Source organism: Streptomyces sp. NPDC050504 (assembly GCF_044458065.1).
Lineage (GTDB): Bacteria > Actinomycetota > Actinomycetes > Streptomycetales > Streptomycetaceae > Streptomyces.
On sequence record NZ_JBITHO010000001.1, the window covers coordinates 49,792 to 67,387 of the forward strand.

A 17,596-nucleotide genomic window follows, 5' to 3' on the forward strand; every position below is an offset into this window, starting at 1 on the left:
CCCCGTGAACGCCGCGATCACCGTGACCACCGGCCTGACGCACGTCACCGGCGCCCCGCTCACGGTCCACCTCACCGCCGCCCCTGCCGCCCCTGCGGCCCCTGCCGGACCCGGCCCCGGTGCCGAAGGGCTGGAGGCCACCGCCACCCAGCTCGACGACGGCGTGACCCTCATCGAGGTCTCGTCCGCCGCCCCCGCGACCGTCCGCGCCGAATGGCGGGTGCCCTGCGTCGGCGCCACCGCCTACTGGACCCCCGACACCAGCGCCGCCCGCTGGCTCCCGCCCTCCTGGAGCACGCCCAGGACCGTCTCGTACGCCAAGGGCGCCCCCGTCGCCAGCCTCGTCGGCACCGGCGACCGCGCCCTGTGCACCGCGGCCCTGGGCGAGACCTCCGCACCCGTGCGCATCGGCGGGGGCGTGGTCGAGGAGACCGGCGAGTTCGCCTTCACCGTGGAGCAGGAACTCGCCCCGGGCGCGGCGCCGTTCAGGCTGCGGATCGACCTCGGCGGCCGCCACTTCGCCGCCACCGTCCGGGCCGTCGCCGCCTGGTGGGCCGAGGGCACCACGCACCCCGGCGTCCCGCCCGCCGCCCGGCTGCCCGCGTACTCCACCTGGTACAGCCTCCACCAGAACGTCGACGCCGCGGCCGTCGAGCGCCAGGCCGCGCTCGCCGCCGGCCTCGGCTGCGCGAGCGTCATCGTGGACGACGGCTGGCAGACCGCCGACCGCGCCCGCGGCTACGCCCACTGCGGCGACTGGGAGCCCAACCCGGCCGCCTTCCCCGACCCCGCGGCCCACGTCGCCGAGGTCCACCGGCTCGGCCTCGCCCACCTCCTCTGGTACGCCCTGCCGTTCATCGGCCGCCAGAACAAGGCGTGGGACCGGTTCAAGGACCTGGTCCTGCGGGAGGACGCGGACCTGGAGGCGGCCGTCCTGGACCCGCGCCACCCCGAGGTGCGCGCCCACCTGATCGAGAAGGTCTCGCGCGCCGTCGAACAGTGGGGCGCGGACGGCGTGAAGCTCGACTTCATCGACTGCTTCGCCGTCGCGGACCCGCCGCCCGCCCCGCCCGGCGCCGACCGCACCGCCGTCCACGAGGGCGTGCGGCAGCTCCTCGCCGACCTCGACGCCCGGCTGCGCCGCACCCGCCCCGACGTGATCGTCGAGCACCGCCAGCCGTACGTCGGCCCCGGGCTCTGGCCGTACGCCAGCATGGTCCGCGCCGTCGACTGCCCGCTCGGCGCCGCCCAGAACCGCCAGCGCACCGTCGACTGCCGGCTCACGGCGGGCCCGCTCGCCGTCCACGCCGACATGACCATGTGGCACCCGGCCGAAACGCCGGAGTCCGTCGCCGTCCACCTGGTCAACGCCCTGTTCTCGGTACCGCAGATATCCGTCGACCTCACCGCCCAGAGCGCCGACCAGCTCGCCGTGCTGCGCTTCTGGCTGGGCTTCTGCCGCGAGCACGCGGACGTCCTCCAGCTCGGCGACCTGGAGCCCGTACGGCCCGACCTCGGCTACCCGCTGGTCGTGGCCCGCGCCGGAGCCACCACCGTCGTCGCCCGCTACGCGCCGCTGTCTGTCGACCTCCCCGACCGGACGGGCGAGGCCGGGGCCGGGACGCTGTTCGTCGCCAACGCGGACGACGACCCCGTGGTGCCGCTGGTCGCCGCACGGCCGCAGCGTGCCCTCGTCCGCGTCCAGGACTGCCGTGGTGAGATCCTGTCCGAGACCGCGCTCGACCTCGCCGCGGGGGCGAACGCGGTGACCGTGCCGACCGGCGGCCTGCTCACCCTGACCCGCGAGCCCTGACCGCTCGCCCCGGGCCGGGGCCGGGGGCCGGACGCAGCACCGGGGCCGGGGGGGGGGGGGGGGGGCCCCCCCCCCCCGCCCCCCCCCCCCCCCCCCCCCCCCCCCCCCCCGGGCCCCCCGCCCGCCCCCCCCGGGGCCCCCCGGGGGCCGGGCCCCCCCGCCCCCCCCCCCCGGGCCGGCGCCCCCGGGGGGGGGCGGGGGGCGGCCCCCCCCCCGGGGGGGGGGGGGGCGGGCGCCCCCCCCGGCCCCGGCCGCCCCACCACCCGCCGCCTACCGCCCGCAGAGGAACGATGACCGCTCGACAGGTGACCATCGAGGACGTCGCACACGCGGCCGGAGTCTCCCGCCAGACCGTCTCCAACGCCCTCAACGCGCCCCACCGGCTGCGCGCCACCACCCTCGCCCGGGTCACCGCCGCCATCGACGAGCTGGGCTACCAGCCCGACCAGTCCGCCCGCAGCCTGCGCACCGGCACCCGCAAGGTCATCGGCTACCCCGCGCCCGCCGACAACCCCGCCGACCCCAACCCGCTGATGGGCGGCTTCCTCCAGGCGCTGGTCAGCGCGGCCGACGCGGTGGGCCACCGCATCCTGCTGTTCCGCGCCGACCCCCAGCAGGGCGCGGGCGCGGTCGCCAAGGCGTTCAACGGGCTGATCGCGGCCCGGCAGGTCGACGGGTTCGTCCTCTCCGACGTCGTCCACGACGACCCGCGCGTCGACGTGCTGGCCGAGGCCGGGTTCCCGTTCGCCGCCTTCGGCCGCACCGCACCGGGACGCCCGCAGAACTGGGTGGACATCGATTCGACCGCCGTCACCGCCGGGCTGGTGCGGCTCCTGCTCGACCAGGGCCACCGCAGGATCTGCTTCCTCAACTCCGCCGCGTCCCTGCCCTGGCTCGCCGACCGCAGGACCGGCTTCCTCCAGGCCGCGGCCGCCGCCACCGACGGCGCCTTCGAGGTCGGCGTCCCCGACGACGACCCGGCCGCGCTGACCCTGGCCGTCCAGCGCCTGCTCACCGGACCCGACCGGCCGACCGCCCTGGTCTGCGCGAACGACTGGCTCGCGCTCACCGCCTACCAGGCCGTCCGCGCGGCCGGTCTGACCGTCGGCGACGACGTCGCCGTCACGGGCTTCAACGACATCCCCCTCTGCACGCTGCTGCAGCCCGCCCTGACCAGCGTCAGGCTGCCCCTCCCGGCCATCGCCCAGGCCCTCGTCGAGCGGCTGATCACGGCCGTCGAGGACCCGGCGGCCGCCCCGGAGAGCGGCCTCCTCCTCCCGGCGGAGCCGGTGGTACGGGGGAGCACGCCGACGCGATAGCCGTCAACCGCCCGGGTTCCGGGGGGTGTTCAGCGGGCGCCGTGCCCCACGGCCCCGGCGGCCCGCACCCCCAGCAGGGACGCCTCGATCCGCTCGACCGCCAACCACGCGCCGTACGACACCAGATGCACCAGGCAGTGGTCCGAGTGCGGCGGTACGAGCCAGGCGGCCACGTCCGCTTCCGTGACGCTGTTCGGGGCGAGCGCCGCGAGCAGCGCCAGGCGCGCGCCGGGGGAGGGGGCTTCGGGCAGCTCGGCCGGACGGGGAACGCCGTCCCACTCGGCCACCGCCCGCTCGACGAAGGCCTGTTCGTCGCCCGACAGCAGCCCCTTGCCCATCAGCGCCGCGTCCCGCAGCGCGCCGTACGCCGCGCCGATCGGGGTCCCCCACGCCCAGGGCGGCTCCACGCCCCGGGTCTGGAGCAGCCGCAGCCCCTCGCCCGACGGCGGCACGCGCAGGACCGCCTCGGCGAGGCGGCGGCCCGCCGGGCTCGCCAGCAGCCGCTCCCGCTGCCGCGGGTCCGCCATGGCGGGCTCGTGGACCAGCACGGACGCGATGCGGTTGACGAAGTGGAAGGTGAGGGCCGTACCGATGAACTCGGGCGCCAGGTCGGCGGGGAAGGGCGCGGGGCCGCCGTGCCTGCCCCAGTCGAGGAGCGCGGCGTGCGCGGGGTCCGCGGGCTCGTCGCCCCAGGCGAGCCGCGCCGCCAACTCCCGCTCGCCGCCCGCGAGGAGCAGCATGCTGTGGGCGCCCACGCAGAACCCGCACGCGTTGGCCAGTGACACCCCCGTGGCCACCAGCTCCTTCTCCGTACGGGACGCGATGCCGGTGAGCAGCGACTCGCGCATCAGCACCCAGGCCGCGGTGAACAGCGGCACGGAGGGCGACAGCGCGGCGAAGGGCGCGGGGGCGCGGATGCCGAACTCGGCCTCCTGCTGGGCGTAGGCGTCCGCGACGACTCCGGTCGCGGACGGGACGGGTACGGGCGAGGTGAAGCGGAAAGGTCCGGTCATGGGGACGATGCTCGCCGCCCGGGTGCGTCCCCGTCGTCGTACGACCGGAGGCAGTCGCGACTGCTGCGAGCGGGCCGGAGAGGGGCGCGACTACTGCGTGGGGAGTAGTGCGGCAACCGTCTCGACGACTGAGGCGGGGCGGGGCCGGCGCGGGCTAGGGTGCGCGCATGCAGGGGAGCAGGCGGGAACCGTCCCGCGTGGAGCGGGGAAACGCGCGGGAGTCCGCGGATGCGGAGCGGGTGGGCGTGCGCGGGCCGTCCGGCGCGGATGGGATGAGCGTGCGGGAGGTGGACGGGGTGGGCGTGCGGGAGGCGGCCGGTGTGGACGGGGTGGGCGTGCGGGAGGCGGCCGGTGTGGACGGGGTGGGCGTGCGGGAGGCGGCTGGCGTGGAGCCGGATGGCGTGCGCGGGCCGGCCGGTGCGGGGCGGCAGCGGCTGGTGCACGTGGCCGACGTGGCCTTCGTCGTGGTGATCGGCGTCTTGACCGCGGCGGCCGGGCTGGCGTCGGGGGAGCCGGACGGCCTCGGGGCCGCAGGGGCCGCGGTGGACCTCGCGCTGATCGCGGTCGGCTCGCTGGTCCTGGTCGCGCACCGGTCCGCCCCGGTGCCGGTCCTCGCGCTCACCACGGCCGCCATGCTCGGGTACGTGTTCCACGGCGACGGCGGCTCCTGGGCGGCGCTGCCCGTGGTCGCCGCCGTCCACGCGGTCTCGCGCAGCGGCAACAGGGGCGTCGGCGCGGCGGCGGGCGGGGTGTTCCTCGCCGGGTACGTCACCGCGCACGCGGGCGCCGATGGGGTCGCGGAGCGCACCGTGCTCCTCGCGGGCTGGTTCCTGTGCGCGGTCGTCACCGGGATCGCGGACAAGAACTGGCAGGCGTACCTCCGGCAGACCGAGCAGCGCGCGGCCGATGCCGAACGCACCCGCGAGGAGGTCGCGTTGCGCAGGGCGGGCGAGGAACGGCTGCGCATCGCGCGCGAGTTGCACGACTCGCTGACCCACTCCATCTCGATCGTCAAGCTCCAGGCGGGCGTCGCCGTGCACCTCGCGAACAAGCGGGGCGACGAGGCGCCGCCCGCGCTGCTGGCCATCCAGGAGGCGAGCGGCGAGGCGATGCGCGAACTGCGCGCCACACTGGAGGTGTTGCGCACGGACGTGGCGCCCGACGGTGCGGGGGGACTGGCCCGCGTGGACGAGCTGGCCGAGCGGGCGCGCTCGGCCGGGGTGCCGGTCACCGTCACGGTCGAGGGCGCGGTGAGGTCCCTGCCGCCGGACGTGGACCGGGCGGCGTTCCGCATCGTGCAGGAGGCGCTGACGAACGTGGCGCGGCACGCCGACCGGGCGGAGGCGAAGGTGCGGATCACCTACGGGCGGGGCGAGTTGCTGGTCCGGGTCGAGGACGAGGGGCCGCTCGCGCCCGGCGATCCGGTGGTGCCGGGCACCGGTCTGACCGGCATGCGCGAGCGCACCGCCGCGCTGGGCGGCACCCTGAGCGCGGCGGCCCGCGAGAGCGGCGGATTCGCGGTGCGCGCGCGGCTGCCGCTGGAGGCACGATGAGCGCGCCGGGCGCGGGCGGCCGTACGGGCGGGCGCAGCGTGCGGGACGCGCCGGAGCCGGGCGGCGAGGCCCGTACGGACGGCACGATCCGCGTCCTGGTCGTCGACGACCAGGCCCTGATGCGCGCGGGGTTCCGCGCGCTGCTGGAGGCGGAGGACGGCATCGAGGTGGTGGGCGAGGCCGCGGACGGCGCGCAGGGCGTCGCCCTGGCGCGCGCACACGTCCCGGACGTGGCGCTGGTCGACGTGCAGATGCCGGTGATGACGGGCATCGAGGCGACCCGCCGCATCGCGGACGACCCCGCGCTGGCCTCCGTGCACGTGGTCATCCTCACCAACTACGGCCTGGACGAGTACGTCTTCGACGCGCTGCGCGCGGGCGCCGCCGGCTTCCTCCTCAAGGACACCGAGCCCGCCGAACTGCTCCGGGCGGTCCGCGTCGCGGCGAGCGGCGACGCGCTCCTGTCGCCCGCGATCACCCGCCGTCTGATCGGCGAGTTCGTCTCCCGCCCGCCGGACCGCGCGACCCCCACCGGCTTCGAGACCCTGACGCGCCGCGAACGCGAGGTGACGGCGCTGGCCGCGCGCGGCCTCAGCAACGAGGAGATCGCCGACCACATGGTGATCAGCCCGTACACCGCGAAGACCCACATCAGCCGTGCGATGACCAAGCTCGGTGCCCGCGACCGGGCCCAACTGGTCGTCTTCGCCTACGAGTCGGGCCTCGTGACCCCCGGCGGCGGGGCGCGCTGAGCCCCCGCCGCCGGTGACCCCGCCGTCCCGGCCGTACCAGTCGTCCTACGGCACCCGCGCCGTCCACTCCTCCGTGCCGAACTTCGTCCGCGCCAGCTCTTCCGCGCGCGCCATCTCCTCGTCCGTGACCTCGCCCCCGGTCAGCCCGTAGCGGCCCCGGAACGAGTCGATCATGCGGTCGATGACGGCCTCGCGGGCCAGGCCCGTCTGGCGGCGCAGCGGGTCGACGCGCTTCTTCGCGCTCTTCGTGCCCTTGTCGGACAGCTTCTCGCGGCCGATGCGCAGCACGTCGAGCATCTTGTCCGCGTCGATGTCGTACGCCATGGTCACGTGGTGCAGCACCGCGCCGCCGCCCGTCACCACGCGCTTCTGGGCCGCGCCCGCGATCTTCCCGGCGTCCGTGGCGATGTCGTTGAGCGGCTGGTACCACGCCTTGACGCCCATGTCGCCGAGCGCGCCCAGCACCCAGTCGTCGAGATAGGCGTAGCTGTCGGCGAAGGAGAGCCCCGAGACCAGGGAGTCGGGGACGGAGAGGGAGTACGTGATGGTGTTGCCGGGCTCGATGAACATCGCCCCGCCGCCGCTGATCCGGCGCACCACCTGGATGCCGTGCCGCTCGGCGCCCGCCGGATCCACCTCGTTGCGCAGCGACTGGAACGAGCCGATGACGACGGCGGGCGCGCCCCACTCCCAGACGCGCAGCGTCGGCGGGCGCCTGCCCTCGGCGACCTCGGTCGTGATCACCTCGTCCAGCGCCATGTGCAGGGCCGGGGGCTGTGGGCCCGCGTGGATCAGCTGCCAGTCGTAGTCCGTCCAGTCCGTGGCGTGCGCCAGGGCGCGGCGCACCGCGACGGCCACGCCCTCCGCCGACAGCCCGAACATCACCGTGCCGGGCGGCAGGGCGGCCTCGACGCGGGCGGCCAGGCCCGGCGCGTCGGTGTCGGCGGGGGCGCCCTCCAGGGCCCGGTTGATGGCGAGGATCGCCTCGTCGGGCTCCAGGAAGAAGTCGCCCGCCACCCGCACGCCGCGCAGGGCGCCGTCCTCGACCTCCAGGTCCACCACGACGAGCTTGCCGCCGGGGACCTTGTACTCACCGTGCACCGTGCGCCTCCGCGATCCGCTGTCCCGTGACCGAGATGTCCGTTCCCGGACCTCACGATAACCGGGCCGGTGCGGGGCGCGGCACGGCGGTCACCGCGCGGCGGACGTCACGGGACGCGCGGCGGCGGGCGGTCCCGGTGCCGGTGCGCCGCGACCGCCTCGGCGAACGCCCGCAGGAACTCCTCCGTGTCCGCGCCCGGCGCGGGCCCGGCGCGCGTGATCACGCCCGGCACCGGGTCGGGCCCGTCCGGGAGCACGCCCAGCACCCGCAGCGCCCCCGCCCCGCCGCCCAGCGCGCCGATCGCCTTGCCGTGCAGATAGCTGTCGCGCACGAACCGCGCCGCCCCCGGCTCCGAGAGCAGAGCGGGGTACGGGCCTGACGCGGCGGCCCCTGGCGTGCCGTCCGGCAGCAGCACCGCGTCGTACAGCACCGAGGAGACCGTGGCCAGCGCCCGGTCCACGGCGTGCCCGGTGCCGTCCGAGCCCCGCACCTCGCCCCCGTGTGCCGCGACGGTCTCCACCACGGCCCCGGCCGCCTCCAGGCGCTCCCGGACCGCGACGGCCTGCGCGGCGTGGACGCCGTCCGCGACGAGGAGCGCGATGCGCCGCGTACGGATCGAGTCGGGCGCGCCCGCCGTACGCGGATGCTCCAGGCTCAGCGCGGGGGAGCGCGCCTTGTACGCGGTCGCTCGGGCGCCCTCCGGCACGGCGATTCCGAGCCCGTGTGCCACCCGGGCCGCCAACTCCGTGTCGACGTGAGCCAGTTCGGCCACCGTCCGGCGCCGTACCGTCAGCGCTTCGACCTTGCCCAGCTCGAAGCGGAACGCCTCCACGACGTGCCGCTGCTCCCAGTGGCTCAGGCTGTTCCAGAACAGCGCGGGCTGGCTGTAGTGGTCGCGGAAGCTCTCGGCGCGGCGGCGCACCTTCGCCCCGTCGAGCCGCGCCGCGTAGTGCGTGAACGCCGTGCCGCCAGGCCCCGCGCCCGATGTGCTCGCCAGGGCGGGGCAGCCCGCGCCCAACGAGTTGGGCGAGTAGTTCGTACCGCTGTGGATCTCGCTCTGGTGCGCGCCGTCGCGCTGGTTGGTGCGGACGGCGGCGACGGGGCGGTTCACCGGCAGCTGCGCGAAGTTGGGTCCGCCGAGGCGGGACAGCTGGGTGTCCAGGTAGGAGAAGTTGCGGGCCTGGAGCAGCGGGTCGTCGGTGAAGTCGATGCCGGGAACGAGGTTCGCGGTGTGGAAGGCGACCTGCTCCGTCTCGGCGAAGAAGTTCTCCGGGTTGCGGTCGAGCGCCATCCGGCCGATCGGCCGCACCGGCACCCGCTCCTCCGGCACCAGTTTCGTCGCGTCGAGCAGATCGAAGTCGAAGGTGAACTCGTCGTCCTCGGCGATGAGTTGAACGCCCAGCTCGTACTCGGGGAACTCCCCGGACGCGATCGCGTCCCACAGGTCGCGCCGGTTGAAGTCCGGGTCGCGGCCCTGGCACTCCTGGGCCTCGTCCCACACCAGCGAGTGCACGCCGAGCTTCGGCGTCCAGTGGAACTTCACGAAGGTGCCCCGGCCCGCCGCGTCGACCATGCGGAAGGTGTGCACCCCGAAGCCCTGCATCATGCGGTAGCTGCGCGGGATCGCCCGGTCCGACATCAGCCACATGACCGCGTGCAGCGTCTCGGGCTGGAGCGACACGAAGTCCCACAGGGTGTCGTGGGCGGACGCGCCGGTCGGGATGTCGTTGTGCGGTTCGGGCTTCACCGCGTGCACGAAGTCGGGGAACTTGATCCCGTCCTGGACGAAGAAGACCGGGAAGTTGTTGCCCACCAGGTCGTAATTGCCCTCGGAGGTGTAGAACTTGGTGGCGAACCCGCGGACGTCCCGCACGGTGTCGGCGGAGCCGCGCGGCCCCTGGACGGTGGAGAAGCGGACGAACACCGGGGTCCGCACGCCGGGGTCCTGGAGGAAGGCGGCGCGGGTGAACTCCGCGCAGGACGCGTACGGTTCGAAGTAGCCGTACGCCCCGGCGCCCCGCGCGTGCACCACGCGCTCCGGGATCCGCTCGTGGTCGAAGCGGGTCAGCTTCTCCCGGAAGTGGAAGTCCTCCAGGAGCGTCGGGCCGCGCGGCCCGACGCGCAGCGAGTCGTCGGTGTGCCCGACGCCCGTGCCCTGGTCGGTGGTGAGCGGGCCGCCCGCGGGGTCGGCGGCGCGGAAGGCGTCGAGCCGCGCCCGACCCCGGAGGTCGGCGGCGCTCCCCCCGGGGGCGGGCGCCAGGCTCTCGGGCCCCGGCTCCCCGGGCACGCCGCGCGGGCCCGTCACGTCGCCACCTCCCCGGCCGCGAACGGTGCCGTCGGCGTCGCGAGTGCGGTCCGCACGGTCACTCACCCCGCTTTCCGAGTGCTTCGGCCAGTTGTTCCTTTGTCATCGACGAGCGGCCCTCGATGCCGCGCCGCTTGGCCTCCGCGTACAACTGGTCGCGCGTGGGCCCCCGCGAGCCGCTGTGCGAACGCAGCCCGCCGCGCCGGGACGAGGAGACGTCCCGGGTGGACGCGGGGCTGCCGGTGGCGGCCTCGCCGGTCCTGGCGCGCTCCTTGTTGACGGTCCTGGCCGCGATCTCCGCCGCCCGCTCGGGGGACTCGCCGCGGTCCAGCGCGCTCTGCCTGATGTGCTCGTACTGCCTCTCGCGCTTGGCGTTCGATCCTCGGGGCACGATCGGCTCCTCTCCGGGGGAAGGTGGTGCGCTCGGCTCCGGCCGGGTGCGTCCGGAGAGTCCCGCGTATCCGTGCGGGCCGCGCGCAAACGTGTGGGACACGCTCAGGGACGCTCCGTCGGACCGCCCCCGTCCGGGTCGCGGGGTGCTTGCCCGTCGGCCCTGCGGGTGCCCTGGTTGCCGTGGTTCATCAGCTGGTGCGGGGTGAGGCGGCCGCGGCCGCGCGGCACCTCGGCGGGGGCGCGGCGCTCGCGGACCTCGCCGACCGGCCCGGACTCCGGCAGCCGCGGCTGCTCGTCGGGGGTCGGCGGGCCCGGCTGCCGGTCCTGCCTGCGCATGCCCCACCAGACTGCGGCGACGAGCACGGCGACCAGCACCAGACCCACGGCGAAGGGGGCGGCGCCGGCCAGGAAGCTGCCGTCGAGCGCGAGCGGTGGTGCGTCGGTCGGTGTGCCGGTGCGATACATCCTTGCCGGGTACCCGCGGGGCCCGTGCGAAACGGGCGGAGACGGGCGGAGCCCGACAGGGGCGGGCGGGGAGGTGCGAGGAGGTGCGGCAGTGGGCCGGTCGGCGCGGCGTGCTTAGCTGGTCACATGATCATCGATGACTTCCTTGCCAGCGTCAGTGACCTGTCCGCGGTCGACGAAGCGGTACGGGCGGCGGCCGCCGCCGAGATCATGCCGCGGCACAGGCGGCTGGCCGCGCACGAGATCCTCACCAAGGGCGGCCCGCACGACCTGGTGACGGCGGCGGACCGGCTGGCCGAGCAGCGCCTCACGGAGGTGCTGGGCAAGCTGCTGCCGGGCTCGGTGGTGGTCGGCGAGGAAGCGGTGCACGCGGACCCGGCGGTGTACGAGGCGCTGCGGGGCGACGCCCCGGTGTGGATCGTGGACCCGGTGGACGGCACGCGGCAGTTCGTGCGGGGCGAGGACGGCTTCTGCACGCTGGTGGCGCTGGCGCGGGCCGGGGAGGTGCTGGCCTCCTGGACGTACGCCCCGGCGCTGGACGAGATGGCGGTGGCGGTACGGGGCGGGGGCGCGACCCTGAACGGCGTGCCGCTGCGGTCCGGGGCGCCGGAGGCGGGCGCCGAACTCAGGATCGCCACGTCGCACCCCGACTACACGACCGACGACCAGAAGCGGGCGCTGCGGCGGCTCGAGGTCGAAGGGGTGCGGCCGCGGCCGTGCGGATCGGCGGGCCTCGAGTACCTGGCGGTGGCCAGGGGCGAGCTGGACGCGGTCGCGTTCTCCTGGGAGCTGGCGTGGGACCACGCGGCGGGGCTGCTGCTCCTGGAGGAGGCGGGAGGCACCGACGTGACGGTCGCGGGGGAGCGGTTCCGGGTGACCGGGGGGAACGCGCTGCCGTTCACGGCGGCGCGGGACGCGGCGACGGCGGAGCGGGTCCGGGCGCTCTTGGCGGGCTGAGCGCGGCGGGCGCCCCCGCGGGGTGTCCGTTGCCCGCCGCGGGCGAAAGGCGCGCGCCGCGGGCGAAAGGCGCCCGGGGCGGGCGGGCCCCCCGCCCCGGTGCGGCCCATCCCTCAGAACAGCGCCCCCGTGCCCGCCGCTCCCTCCAGCTCCAGCAGCCGCTGCTTGCGGGCGAGCCCGCCCCCGTACCCCGTCAGGCTCCCCGTGGAGCCGATCACCCGGTGGCACGGCACGATGATCCCGATCGGGTTCTTCCCGTTCGCGAGCCCCACCGCCCGGGACGCCCCGGGCTTCCCCAGCGCCTCCGCGAGCTCGCCGTACGTGCGCGTCCCGCCGTACGGGATCAGCCGCAGCTGCTCCCAGACGCTCCGCTGGAACGGCGTGCCGTGCAGCGTCAGGGGCAGGTCGAACTCCGTCAGCCCGCCGTCGAAGTACGCCTCCAACTGCTCCACCGCCCGGTCGAACGGGCCCCGCCCCCGCACCCGTTCCCCGAAGGTCTCCTCCGCGGGGCGGTGCCGCTGGTCGACCATGTACAGGCCGGACAGCTCACCGTCCGTCGCGACCAGCGTCAACCGGTCGTACGGGCTGTCGATCACCAGGTGGCTGCGCCCCTGGGCGTTCGTTCCCACCGTCATTCTCCGTTCTTCGGCAGATGGTTGATCGGGTGCGAGTCCGTCGCCCACAAGTACTGCACCGCGTACGCCCGCCAGGGCCGCCAGCCCTCCGCCCGCGCCGTCAGCGCGGCCGGGGTCGACGGCAGGCCCAGGCCCTGCGCGGCCTTGCGGATCCCCAGGTCGGACGGGAGGAACGCGTCAGGATCGCCCAGCCCCCGCATCGCGATCACCTCCACCGTCCACGGACCGAACCCCGGCAGTTCCCGCAGCCCGGCGCGGGCCTTGGCCCAGTCGCTGTCGGCGCCCAGCACCAGGCTGCCGTCGGCCAGGGCCGCGACCAGGGTCGTCAGCGTCCGCCGCCGGCTGGCCGGCATGGCCAGCGACCCGGGGTCCAGCGCCGTCAGTTGCTCGGGCGTCGGGAAGAGGTGGGTGAGCCCGCCCTCGGGATCGTCGACCGGCGTCCCGTACGCCGTCACCAGGCGCCCCGCGTGCGTACGGGCCGCGGCCGTCGACACCTGCTGGCCCAGCACGCCCCGTACCGCGAACTCCGCCGCGTCCACCGTCCGCGGCACCCGCCGCCCCGGCGCCTTCGCCACCAGCGGCGCGAGCAGCGGGTCCGCGGAGAGCTGCGCGTCGACCGCGACCGGGTCCGCGTCGAGGTCGAGCAGCCTGCGGCAGCGGCTGATCGCGTTCGTGAGGTCGCGCGGATCGGTCAGGGAGAGGCGGCACGCGATGTGGTCGGGGCGGGGGGACAGGGCGACGGTGCCGTGGCCGTAGGGAAGGGCGAGCGTGCGTCGGTACGCGCCGTCCCGCCACTCCTCGACGCCCGGCACCGCCGTCGCCGCGAGGTGCCCGAAGAGGTTGTCGGGGTTGAGCGGCGCGCGGAAGGGGAGGCGGAGGCTGATCACACCCGGGGCGGCCCCCGGACCCGCCCCCGTGCCCTTGCCCGCCCGTGCCCGCAGCTCTCCGGGCGAGAGCGCGAACACCTCGCGCACCGTCTCGTTGAACGTCCGGATCGAGGCGAAGCCCGCGGCGAACGCCACGTCCGCCATCGGCAGCGCGGTCGTCTCGATCAGCACCCGCGCGGTCTGCGCGCGCTGCGCGCGGGCCAGGGCGAGCGGCCCCGCGCCCAGCTCGGCGCGGAGCTGCCGCTCGATCTGCCGCGTGGAGTAGCCGAGGCGCGCCGCGAGCCCCGGCACGCCCTCGCGGTCGACCACGCCGTCCTGGATCAGCCGCATCGCGCGGGCGACGGAGTCGGCGCGGGCGTTCCACTCGGGGGATCCCGGGCTGGTGTCGGGGCGGCAGCGCTTGCAGGCCCGGAAGCCGGCCTGCTGGCAGGCGGCCGCGCTCGGGTAGAACGTCATGTTCTCGGGCTTGGGCGGTACGACGGGGCAGCTGGGGCGGCAGTAGATCCGGGTGGTGAGGACGGCGGTGAAGATCCAGCCGTCGAACCGGGCGTCCTTGGACTGGACGGCCCGCACGCAGTGCTCCGTGTCGGTGTGCATGCCTCAAGGGTGGGCCACGGGCCGCACCCGGGCTGGCGGAATTCCGACATCACCCTGCGTCGACACCGTCCTGCCTCGACGTCACCCCGCGCCGACGTCACCCCGCGCCGACCTCAGCCCTCCGCCGCCAGCGCCGCCTGGAACCGCACGTACGCGTCGTCGTCGAAGAGCACGAAGCGGACCTCGGTCACCGAACGGGGCGCCGACGCGCGCGCCGTGCGGACGGCGATCCGCGCGCCGTCGTCCATCGGCCAGCCGTAGATCCCTGTGGAGACGGCCGGGAAGGCGACCGTGCGCGCACCCAACTCGCCCGCCACGCGCAGTGATTCGCGGTAGCAGGAGGCGAGCAGGTCGGACCTGTCCTCGGTCGCGGAGTGCACCGGGCCCACCGTGTGGATCACCCACCGCGCGTCCAGCAGGCCCGCGGTGGTCGCGACGGCCCGCCCGGTCGCCAGGCCCCTGCCGTAGTGCGAGGCGCGCAGCGCGCGGCAGGCCCGAAGGATCTCCGGTCCGCCGCGCCGGTGGATCGCGCCGTCCACGCCGCCCCCGCCCAGGAGCGAGGAGTTGGCCGCGTTGACGATGGCGTCGACGGACTGCAGGGTGATGTCCCCGCGTACGAGGGTGAGGGTCACGGTCACGGGGGTCAGCCTTTCCTCAGTCGGCGCCACACGGCCTTCGCCGCGTGGTGCCCCGACATTCCGTGGACGCCGGGACCCGGCGGGGTCGCGGACGAGCAGAGGTAGACCGCGGGGTGCGCGGTGGCGTACGGGACGCGGGCGAGCTTGGGGCGGATCAGGGTCTGGAGTCCGGAGAAGGCCCCGCACGCGATGTCGCCGCCCACGTAGTTGGCGTTGCGCCGGGCCAGCTCGGGCGGGCCCGCGACGGCGCGCGCGAGCACCAGGTCGCGGAAGTCCGGGGCGAACCGCTCCAGTTGGCGCTCGATGACCTCGGTCGCGTCGCCCTCCCAGCCCGCCGGGACGTGCCCGTACACCCAGAAGACGTGCTTGCCGTCGGGCGCGCGGCCCGGGTCGACCACGCTCGGCTGCGCGGTGATCAGGAACGGGACCTCGGGGTCACGGCCCCCCACGGCGGCGCGCAGCGCGGCGTCGATCTCGCCAGCGGTGGGCCCGATGTGCACGGTCCCGGCGCGCTCGGCGGCCTTCGCGGTCCACGGGACGGGCCCGGAGAGCGCGTAGTCGACCTTGAAGGTGGCGGCGCCGTAGCGGTAGTTGCGGTAGGCGTCGCCGAGGCCCGCGATGCGGGCGAGCGCGGTCGGGGACGTGTCGAAGACGTACGCGCGGGCGGGCGGCAGCTCGTCCAGGCGCCGCACCTCGGTGCCCGTGCGGATCGTGCCGCCCAGCTCGCGGACGTACGAGGCGAGGGCGTCGGAGATCGCCTGGGAGCCGCCGCGCGGGACGGGCCAGCCGTTCGCGTGCGCGGCGAGCGCGAAGACCAGGGCGATGGCGCCCGTGGCGAAGCCGCTGGTCGGCGCGATGGCGTGGGCGGCGAGCCCGGCGATCAGCGCGCGCGCCTTGGGGTCGCGGAAGCGGCGCGAGAGCCAGGACGCGGGCTGCGTGCCGACCAGGCCGAGGCGGCCGAGCCGGTACGGGTCGCGGGGCACGCCGTCCCACGGGGTGCGCAGGAAGTCGGCGGCGAGGGTGTCCCAGCGGCCGAGGTAGGGCGCGACGAGCCTGCGGTACGCGCCCGCGTCGCGCGGCCCCAGCGACATCGCGCTCTCGCCGACCGAGCGGGTGAGCACGGCGGCCGTGCCGTCGTCGAAGGGGTGGGCGAGGTCGGTCTCGGGGTGCAGCCACTCAAGTCCGTGCCGCTCCAGGGGCAGCGCGCGGAACGCGGGCGAGCCGATGCCGAGCGGGTGCACGGCCGAGCACGGGTCGTGCCGGAAGCCCGGCAGCGTCAGCTCCTCGGTGCGCGCGCCCCCGCCGACGGTCGGTTCGGCCTCGTACACCTCGACGGAGAAACCGCGGCGGGCCAGCTCGGCGGCGGCGGTCAGTCCGTTGGGCCCCGCGCCCACGACGACGGCATCGAGCATCGACGGCACCTGAGACTCCTCTGTCGGCCGACCTTGGAGGTCACAGGATATTCGCCCGTACTGTCGACCCTGTACGGAAGGCCGTGCGGCGGGTACTGTCCGGTCGAATGAGCACGACAGAACAGCCGAACGAGCTGGTGAGCGACCTGAACGACGTCATCGCCGAGATGGCGGCGCGCCTGGTGGAGGTCCCCGGCGTCCGCGCGGTCGCCCTGGGCGGCAGCCGGGCGCGCGGCACCCACACCCCCGAGTCCGACTGGGACCTCGGCCTCTACTACCGGGGCGAGGTCGACACGGCCGCGCTGGCGGCGCTGGCCGAGGAGTTCGCCGGCAAGCCGGTGGAGGTCAACGGCCCCGGCAGCTGGGGTTCCTGGGTCAACGGCGGTGCGTGGCTCTTCGTCGACGGCGTCCAGGTCGACTGGCTGCTGCGGGACCTGGACCGGGTGGAGCGGGTCTGGGCGGACTGCCGGGAGGGCCGCATCGAGGTCGGCACGCAGGCGGGCCACCCGCTCGGCTTCTGGTCGCCCGCCTACCCGGGCGAGGTCGCGCTGTGCCGCGTGCTCGCCGACCCCTCGGGCGAGTTGACCGCGCTGCGGACGGCGACCGAGGAGTACCCGCGGGCGCTGCGCCGGGCGCTGGCGGACGCGGCGTGGGAGGCCGACTTCCTGGTGGACATGGCCCGCAAGTCGGCGAAGCGCGGCGACGCGCTGCACGTCTCGCTGTGCCTGTCGCGCGCGTACGGAGTCCTCGCCCAGTCCCTCCACGCCCACCACGGCACCTGGTGCCTCAACGAGAAGGGCGCGCTCCCCGCGGCGGCCGCCCTCCCGGACACCCCGCGCGACTTCGCGGACCGGGTGGCGTCGACGCTGCGCGCACTGGACGCGGCGGCGCTGGACGACGCGTCGCGCCTGGTGGCGGAGGTGCGGGCGGTACTGAAGGAGGCGTAAGCCGCTTCCTACTGGTCCGCGCCGCCCGGATGCGGGGCGGCACGGACCAGCGGGACGTCCACGGCGCGCGCCCTCCGGTGGTGCCTCAGCCCAGGCGCCGCAGGAGCGCGGGGAGCGCCGTGCCGATCGGCTCGCGGACGACCTCCTCGGCCAGTTCGTCGTACGGGGTGGCCTCCGCGTTCACCACGAACAGCCGCGCCCCGGCCTCCGCTGCGATCCCCGCGAGCGAGGCCGCGGGCTGGACCTGGAGCGTCGTGCCGACCGCGATGAACACCTCGCACGCCTTGGCGATCGACATCGCGGCGGCCAGCACCTCGGGGTCGAGCCGTTCCCCGAACATCACCGTCGCCGACTTCAGGATCCCGCCGCACGCGCGGCACGGCGGGTCGGGTTCGCCCGCCTCCACCCGCGTCAGCGCGTCCGCCATCGGTGTGCGTTCGTGGCACCGCGTGCACACCACGGTCCGCGCCGTGCCGTGCAGTTCGAGCACCTTGCGCTCGGGCATGCCGCCCAGCTGGTGCAGCCCGTCCACGTTCTGCGTCAGGACCCGCACCGCGTGCCCGGACGCGGAGAACTCCGCGATCGCCCGGTGCGCCGCGTTCGGCTCGGCGTTCCAGGTCTCGCTGGTGCGCCGCATCTGCCAGGAACGGCGGCGGATGTCCGGATCGGCCATGTAGTACTCGTACGTGACGAGCTTCTCGGCCTCCGGATCGCGCCGCCACAGTCCGTTCGGCCCCCGGTAGTCGGGGATGCCCGAGTCGGTGGAGATTCCGGCTCCGCTGAGGATCGCGACCATGGTCATGCGGGG

The 17,596-nt window shown here is 75.6% G+C and carries 16 protein-coding genes; 6 read left to right on the top strand and 10 right to left on the bottom strand.

Annotation, left to right across the window (positions count from 1 at the left end; translation table 11 throughout):
- The first annotated feature begins 4 nt into the window (after positions 1–4).
- The gene (locus ACIBNE_RS00185) at positions 5–1,813 is read left to right on the top strand and encodes a glycoside hydrolase family 36 protein (RefSeq protein ID WP_399267760.1); all 1,809 of its coding nucleotides are present in this window, start codon (positions 5–7) and stop codon (positions 1,811–1,813) included.
- 290 nt (positions 1,814–2,103) lie between these two features.
- Complete coding sequence (locus ACIBNE_RS00190) at positions 2,104–3,132, top strand: LacI family DNA-binding transcriptional regulator (protein WP_399267762.1); 1,029 nt, start codon at positions 2,104–2,106, stop codon at positions 3,130–3,132.
- 29 nt (positions 3,133–3,161) lie between these two features.
- On the opposite strand, the gene ACIBNE_RS00195 is transcribed toward ACIBNE_RS00190, so the two are convergent.
- Positions 3,162–4,145 carry a carboxymuconolactone decarboxylase family protein gene (locus ACIBNE_RS00195; protein WP_399267764.1) on the bottom strand — a complete coding sequence of 328 codons (984 nt, stop codon included), beginning with the start codon at positions 4,143–4,145 and terminating at the stop codon, positions 3,162–3,164.
- A gap of 167 nt (positions 4,146–4,312) precedes the next feature.
- Between ACIBNE_RS00195 and ACIBNE_RS00200 the strand changes: the two genes are divergently transcribed.
- Both ACIBNE_RS00200 and ACIBNE_RS00205 read left to right on the top strand, forming a co-directional pair.
- A complete protein-coding gene (locus ACIBNE_RS00200) occupies positions 4,313–5,698 on the top strand; it encodes a sensor histidine kinase (protein WP_399267766.1) in 1,386 nt (461 codons plus the stop codon).
- Complete coding sequence (locus ACIBNE_RS00205) at positions 5,695–6,450, top strand: response regulator (protein ID WP_399267768.1); 756 nt, start codon at positions 5,695–5,697, stop codon at positions 6,448–6,450. Before ACIBNE_RS00200 ends, ACIBNE_RS00205 begins: the two co-directional genes overlap by 4 nt.
- Before the next feature lie 45 nt (positions 6,451–6,495).
- On the opposite strand, the gene ACIBNE_RS00210 is transcribed toward ACIBNE_RS00205, so the two are convergent.
- The 4 genes from ACIBNE_RS00210 to ACIBNE_RS00225 form a co-directional block, all read right to left on the bottom strand.
- Positions 6,496–7,551, bottom strand: coding sequence for a biotin/lipoate A/B protein ligase family protein (locus ACIBNE_RS00210; protein WP_399267770.1), 1,056 nt, complete (start codon positions 7,549–7,551; stop codon positions 6,496–6,498).
- Positions 7,552–7,658: 107 nt separating this feature from the next.
- Complete coding sequence (locus ACIBNE_RS00215; protein WP_399269965.1) at positions 7,659–9,812, bottom strand: catalase; 2,154 nt, start codon at positions 9,810–9,812, stop codon at positions 7,659–7,661.
- Between the two features lie 103 nt (positions 9,813–9,915).
- Positions 9,916–10,248, bottom strand: a complete 333-nt coding sequence (locus tag ACIBNE_RS00220; RefSeq protein WP_399267772.1) for a plasmid stabilization protein — start codon at positions 10,246–10,248, stop codon at positions 9,916–9,918.
- A 104-nt stretch (positions 10,249–10,352) separates the two neighbouring features.
- Entirely contained in the window at positions 10,353–10,715 is a 363-nt protein-coding gene (locus ACIBNE_RS00225) for a DUF6479 family protein (RefSeq protein WP_399267774.1), read from the bottom strand.
- Between the two features lie 129 nt (positions 10,716–10,844).
- Here ACIBNE_RS00225 and ACIBNE_RS00230 point away from each other — a divergent pair, with 129 nt between their 5' ends.
- On the top strand, positions 10,845–11,672 hold the full coding sequence (locus ACIBNE_RS00230; RefSeq protein WP_399269967.1) for an inositol monophosphatase family protein: 828 nt from the start codon (positions 10,845–10,847) through the stop codon (positions 11,670–11,672).
- 113 nt (positions 11,673–11,785) lie between these two features.
- On the opposite strand, the gene ACIBNE_RS00235 is transcribed toward ACIBNE_RS00230, so the two are convergent.
- The 4 genes from ACIBNE_RS00235 to ACIBNE_RS00250 form a co-directional block, all read right to left on the bottom strand.
- Positions 11,786–12,307 (bottom strand): methylated-DNA--[protein]-cysteine S-methyltransferase, encoded by a 522-nt coding sequence (locus ACIBNE_RS00235; protein WP_399267776.1) that lies wholly within the window; start codon positions 12,305–12,307, stop codon positions 11,786–11,788.
- Complete coding sequence (locus ACIBNE_RS00240; RefSeq protein WP_399267778.1) at positions 12,304–13,791, bottom strand: AlkA N-terminal domain-containing protein; 1,488 nt, start codon at positions 13,789–13,791, stop codon at positions 12,304–12,306. The genes ACIBNE_RS00235 and ACIBNE_RS00240 overlap by 4 nt, the downstream gene beginning before the upstream one ends.
- A 113-nt stretch (positions 13,792–13,904) precedes the next feature.
- Positions 13,905–14,438: an O-acetyl-ADP-ribose deacetylase gene (locus tag ACIBNE_RS00245; RefSeq protein ID WP_399269969.1), complete on the bottom strand. Its 534-nt coding sequence runs from the start codon at positions 14,436–14,438 to the stop codon at positions 13,905–13,907.
- A complete protein-coding gene (locus ACIBNE_RS00250; protein ID WP_399267780.1) occupies positions 14,435–15,850 on the bottom strand; it encodes a phytoene desaturase family protein in 1,416 nt (471 codons plus the stop codon). Before ACIBNE_RS00250 ends, ACIBNE_RS00245 begins: the two co-directional genes overlap by 4 nt.
- A gap of 98 nt (positions 15,851–15,948) precedes the next feature.
- Here ACIBNE_RS00250 and ACIBNE_RS00255 point away from each other — a divergent pair, with 98 nt between their 5' ends.
- Positions 15,949–16,788 carry a nucleotidyltransferase domain-containing protein gene (locus ACIBNE_RS00255; RefSeq protein WP_399267782.1) on the top strand — a complete coding sequence of 280 codons (840 nt, stop codon included), beginning with the start codon at positions 15,949–15,951 and terminating at the stop codon, positions 16,786–16,788.
- 85 nt (positions 16,789–16,873) lie between these two features.
- Here ACIBNE_RS00255 and ACIBNE_RS00260 read toward each other — a convergent pair whose 3' ends face one another.
- Complete coding sequence (locus ACIBNE_RS00260; protein ID WP_399267784.1) at positions 16,874–17,590, bottom strand: SIR2 family NAD-dependent protein deacylase; 717 nt, start codon at positions 17,588–17,590, stop codon at positions 16,874–16,876.
- Between the last annotated feature and the right edge of the window lie 6 nt (positions 17,591–17,596).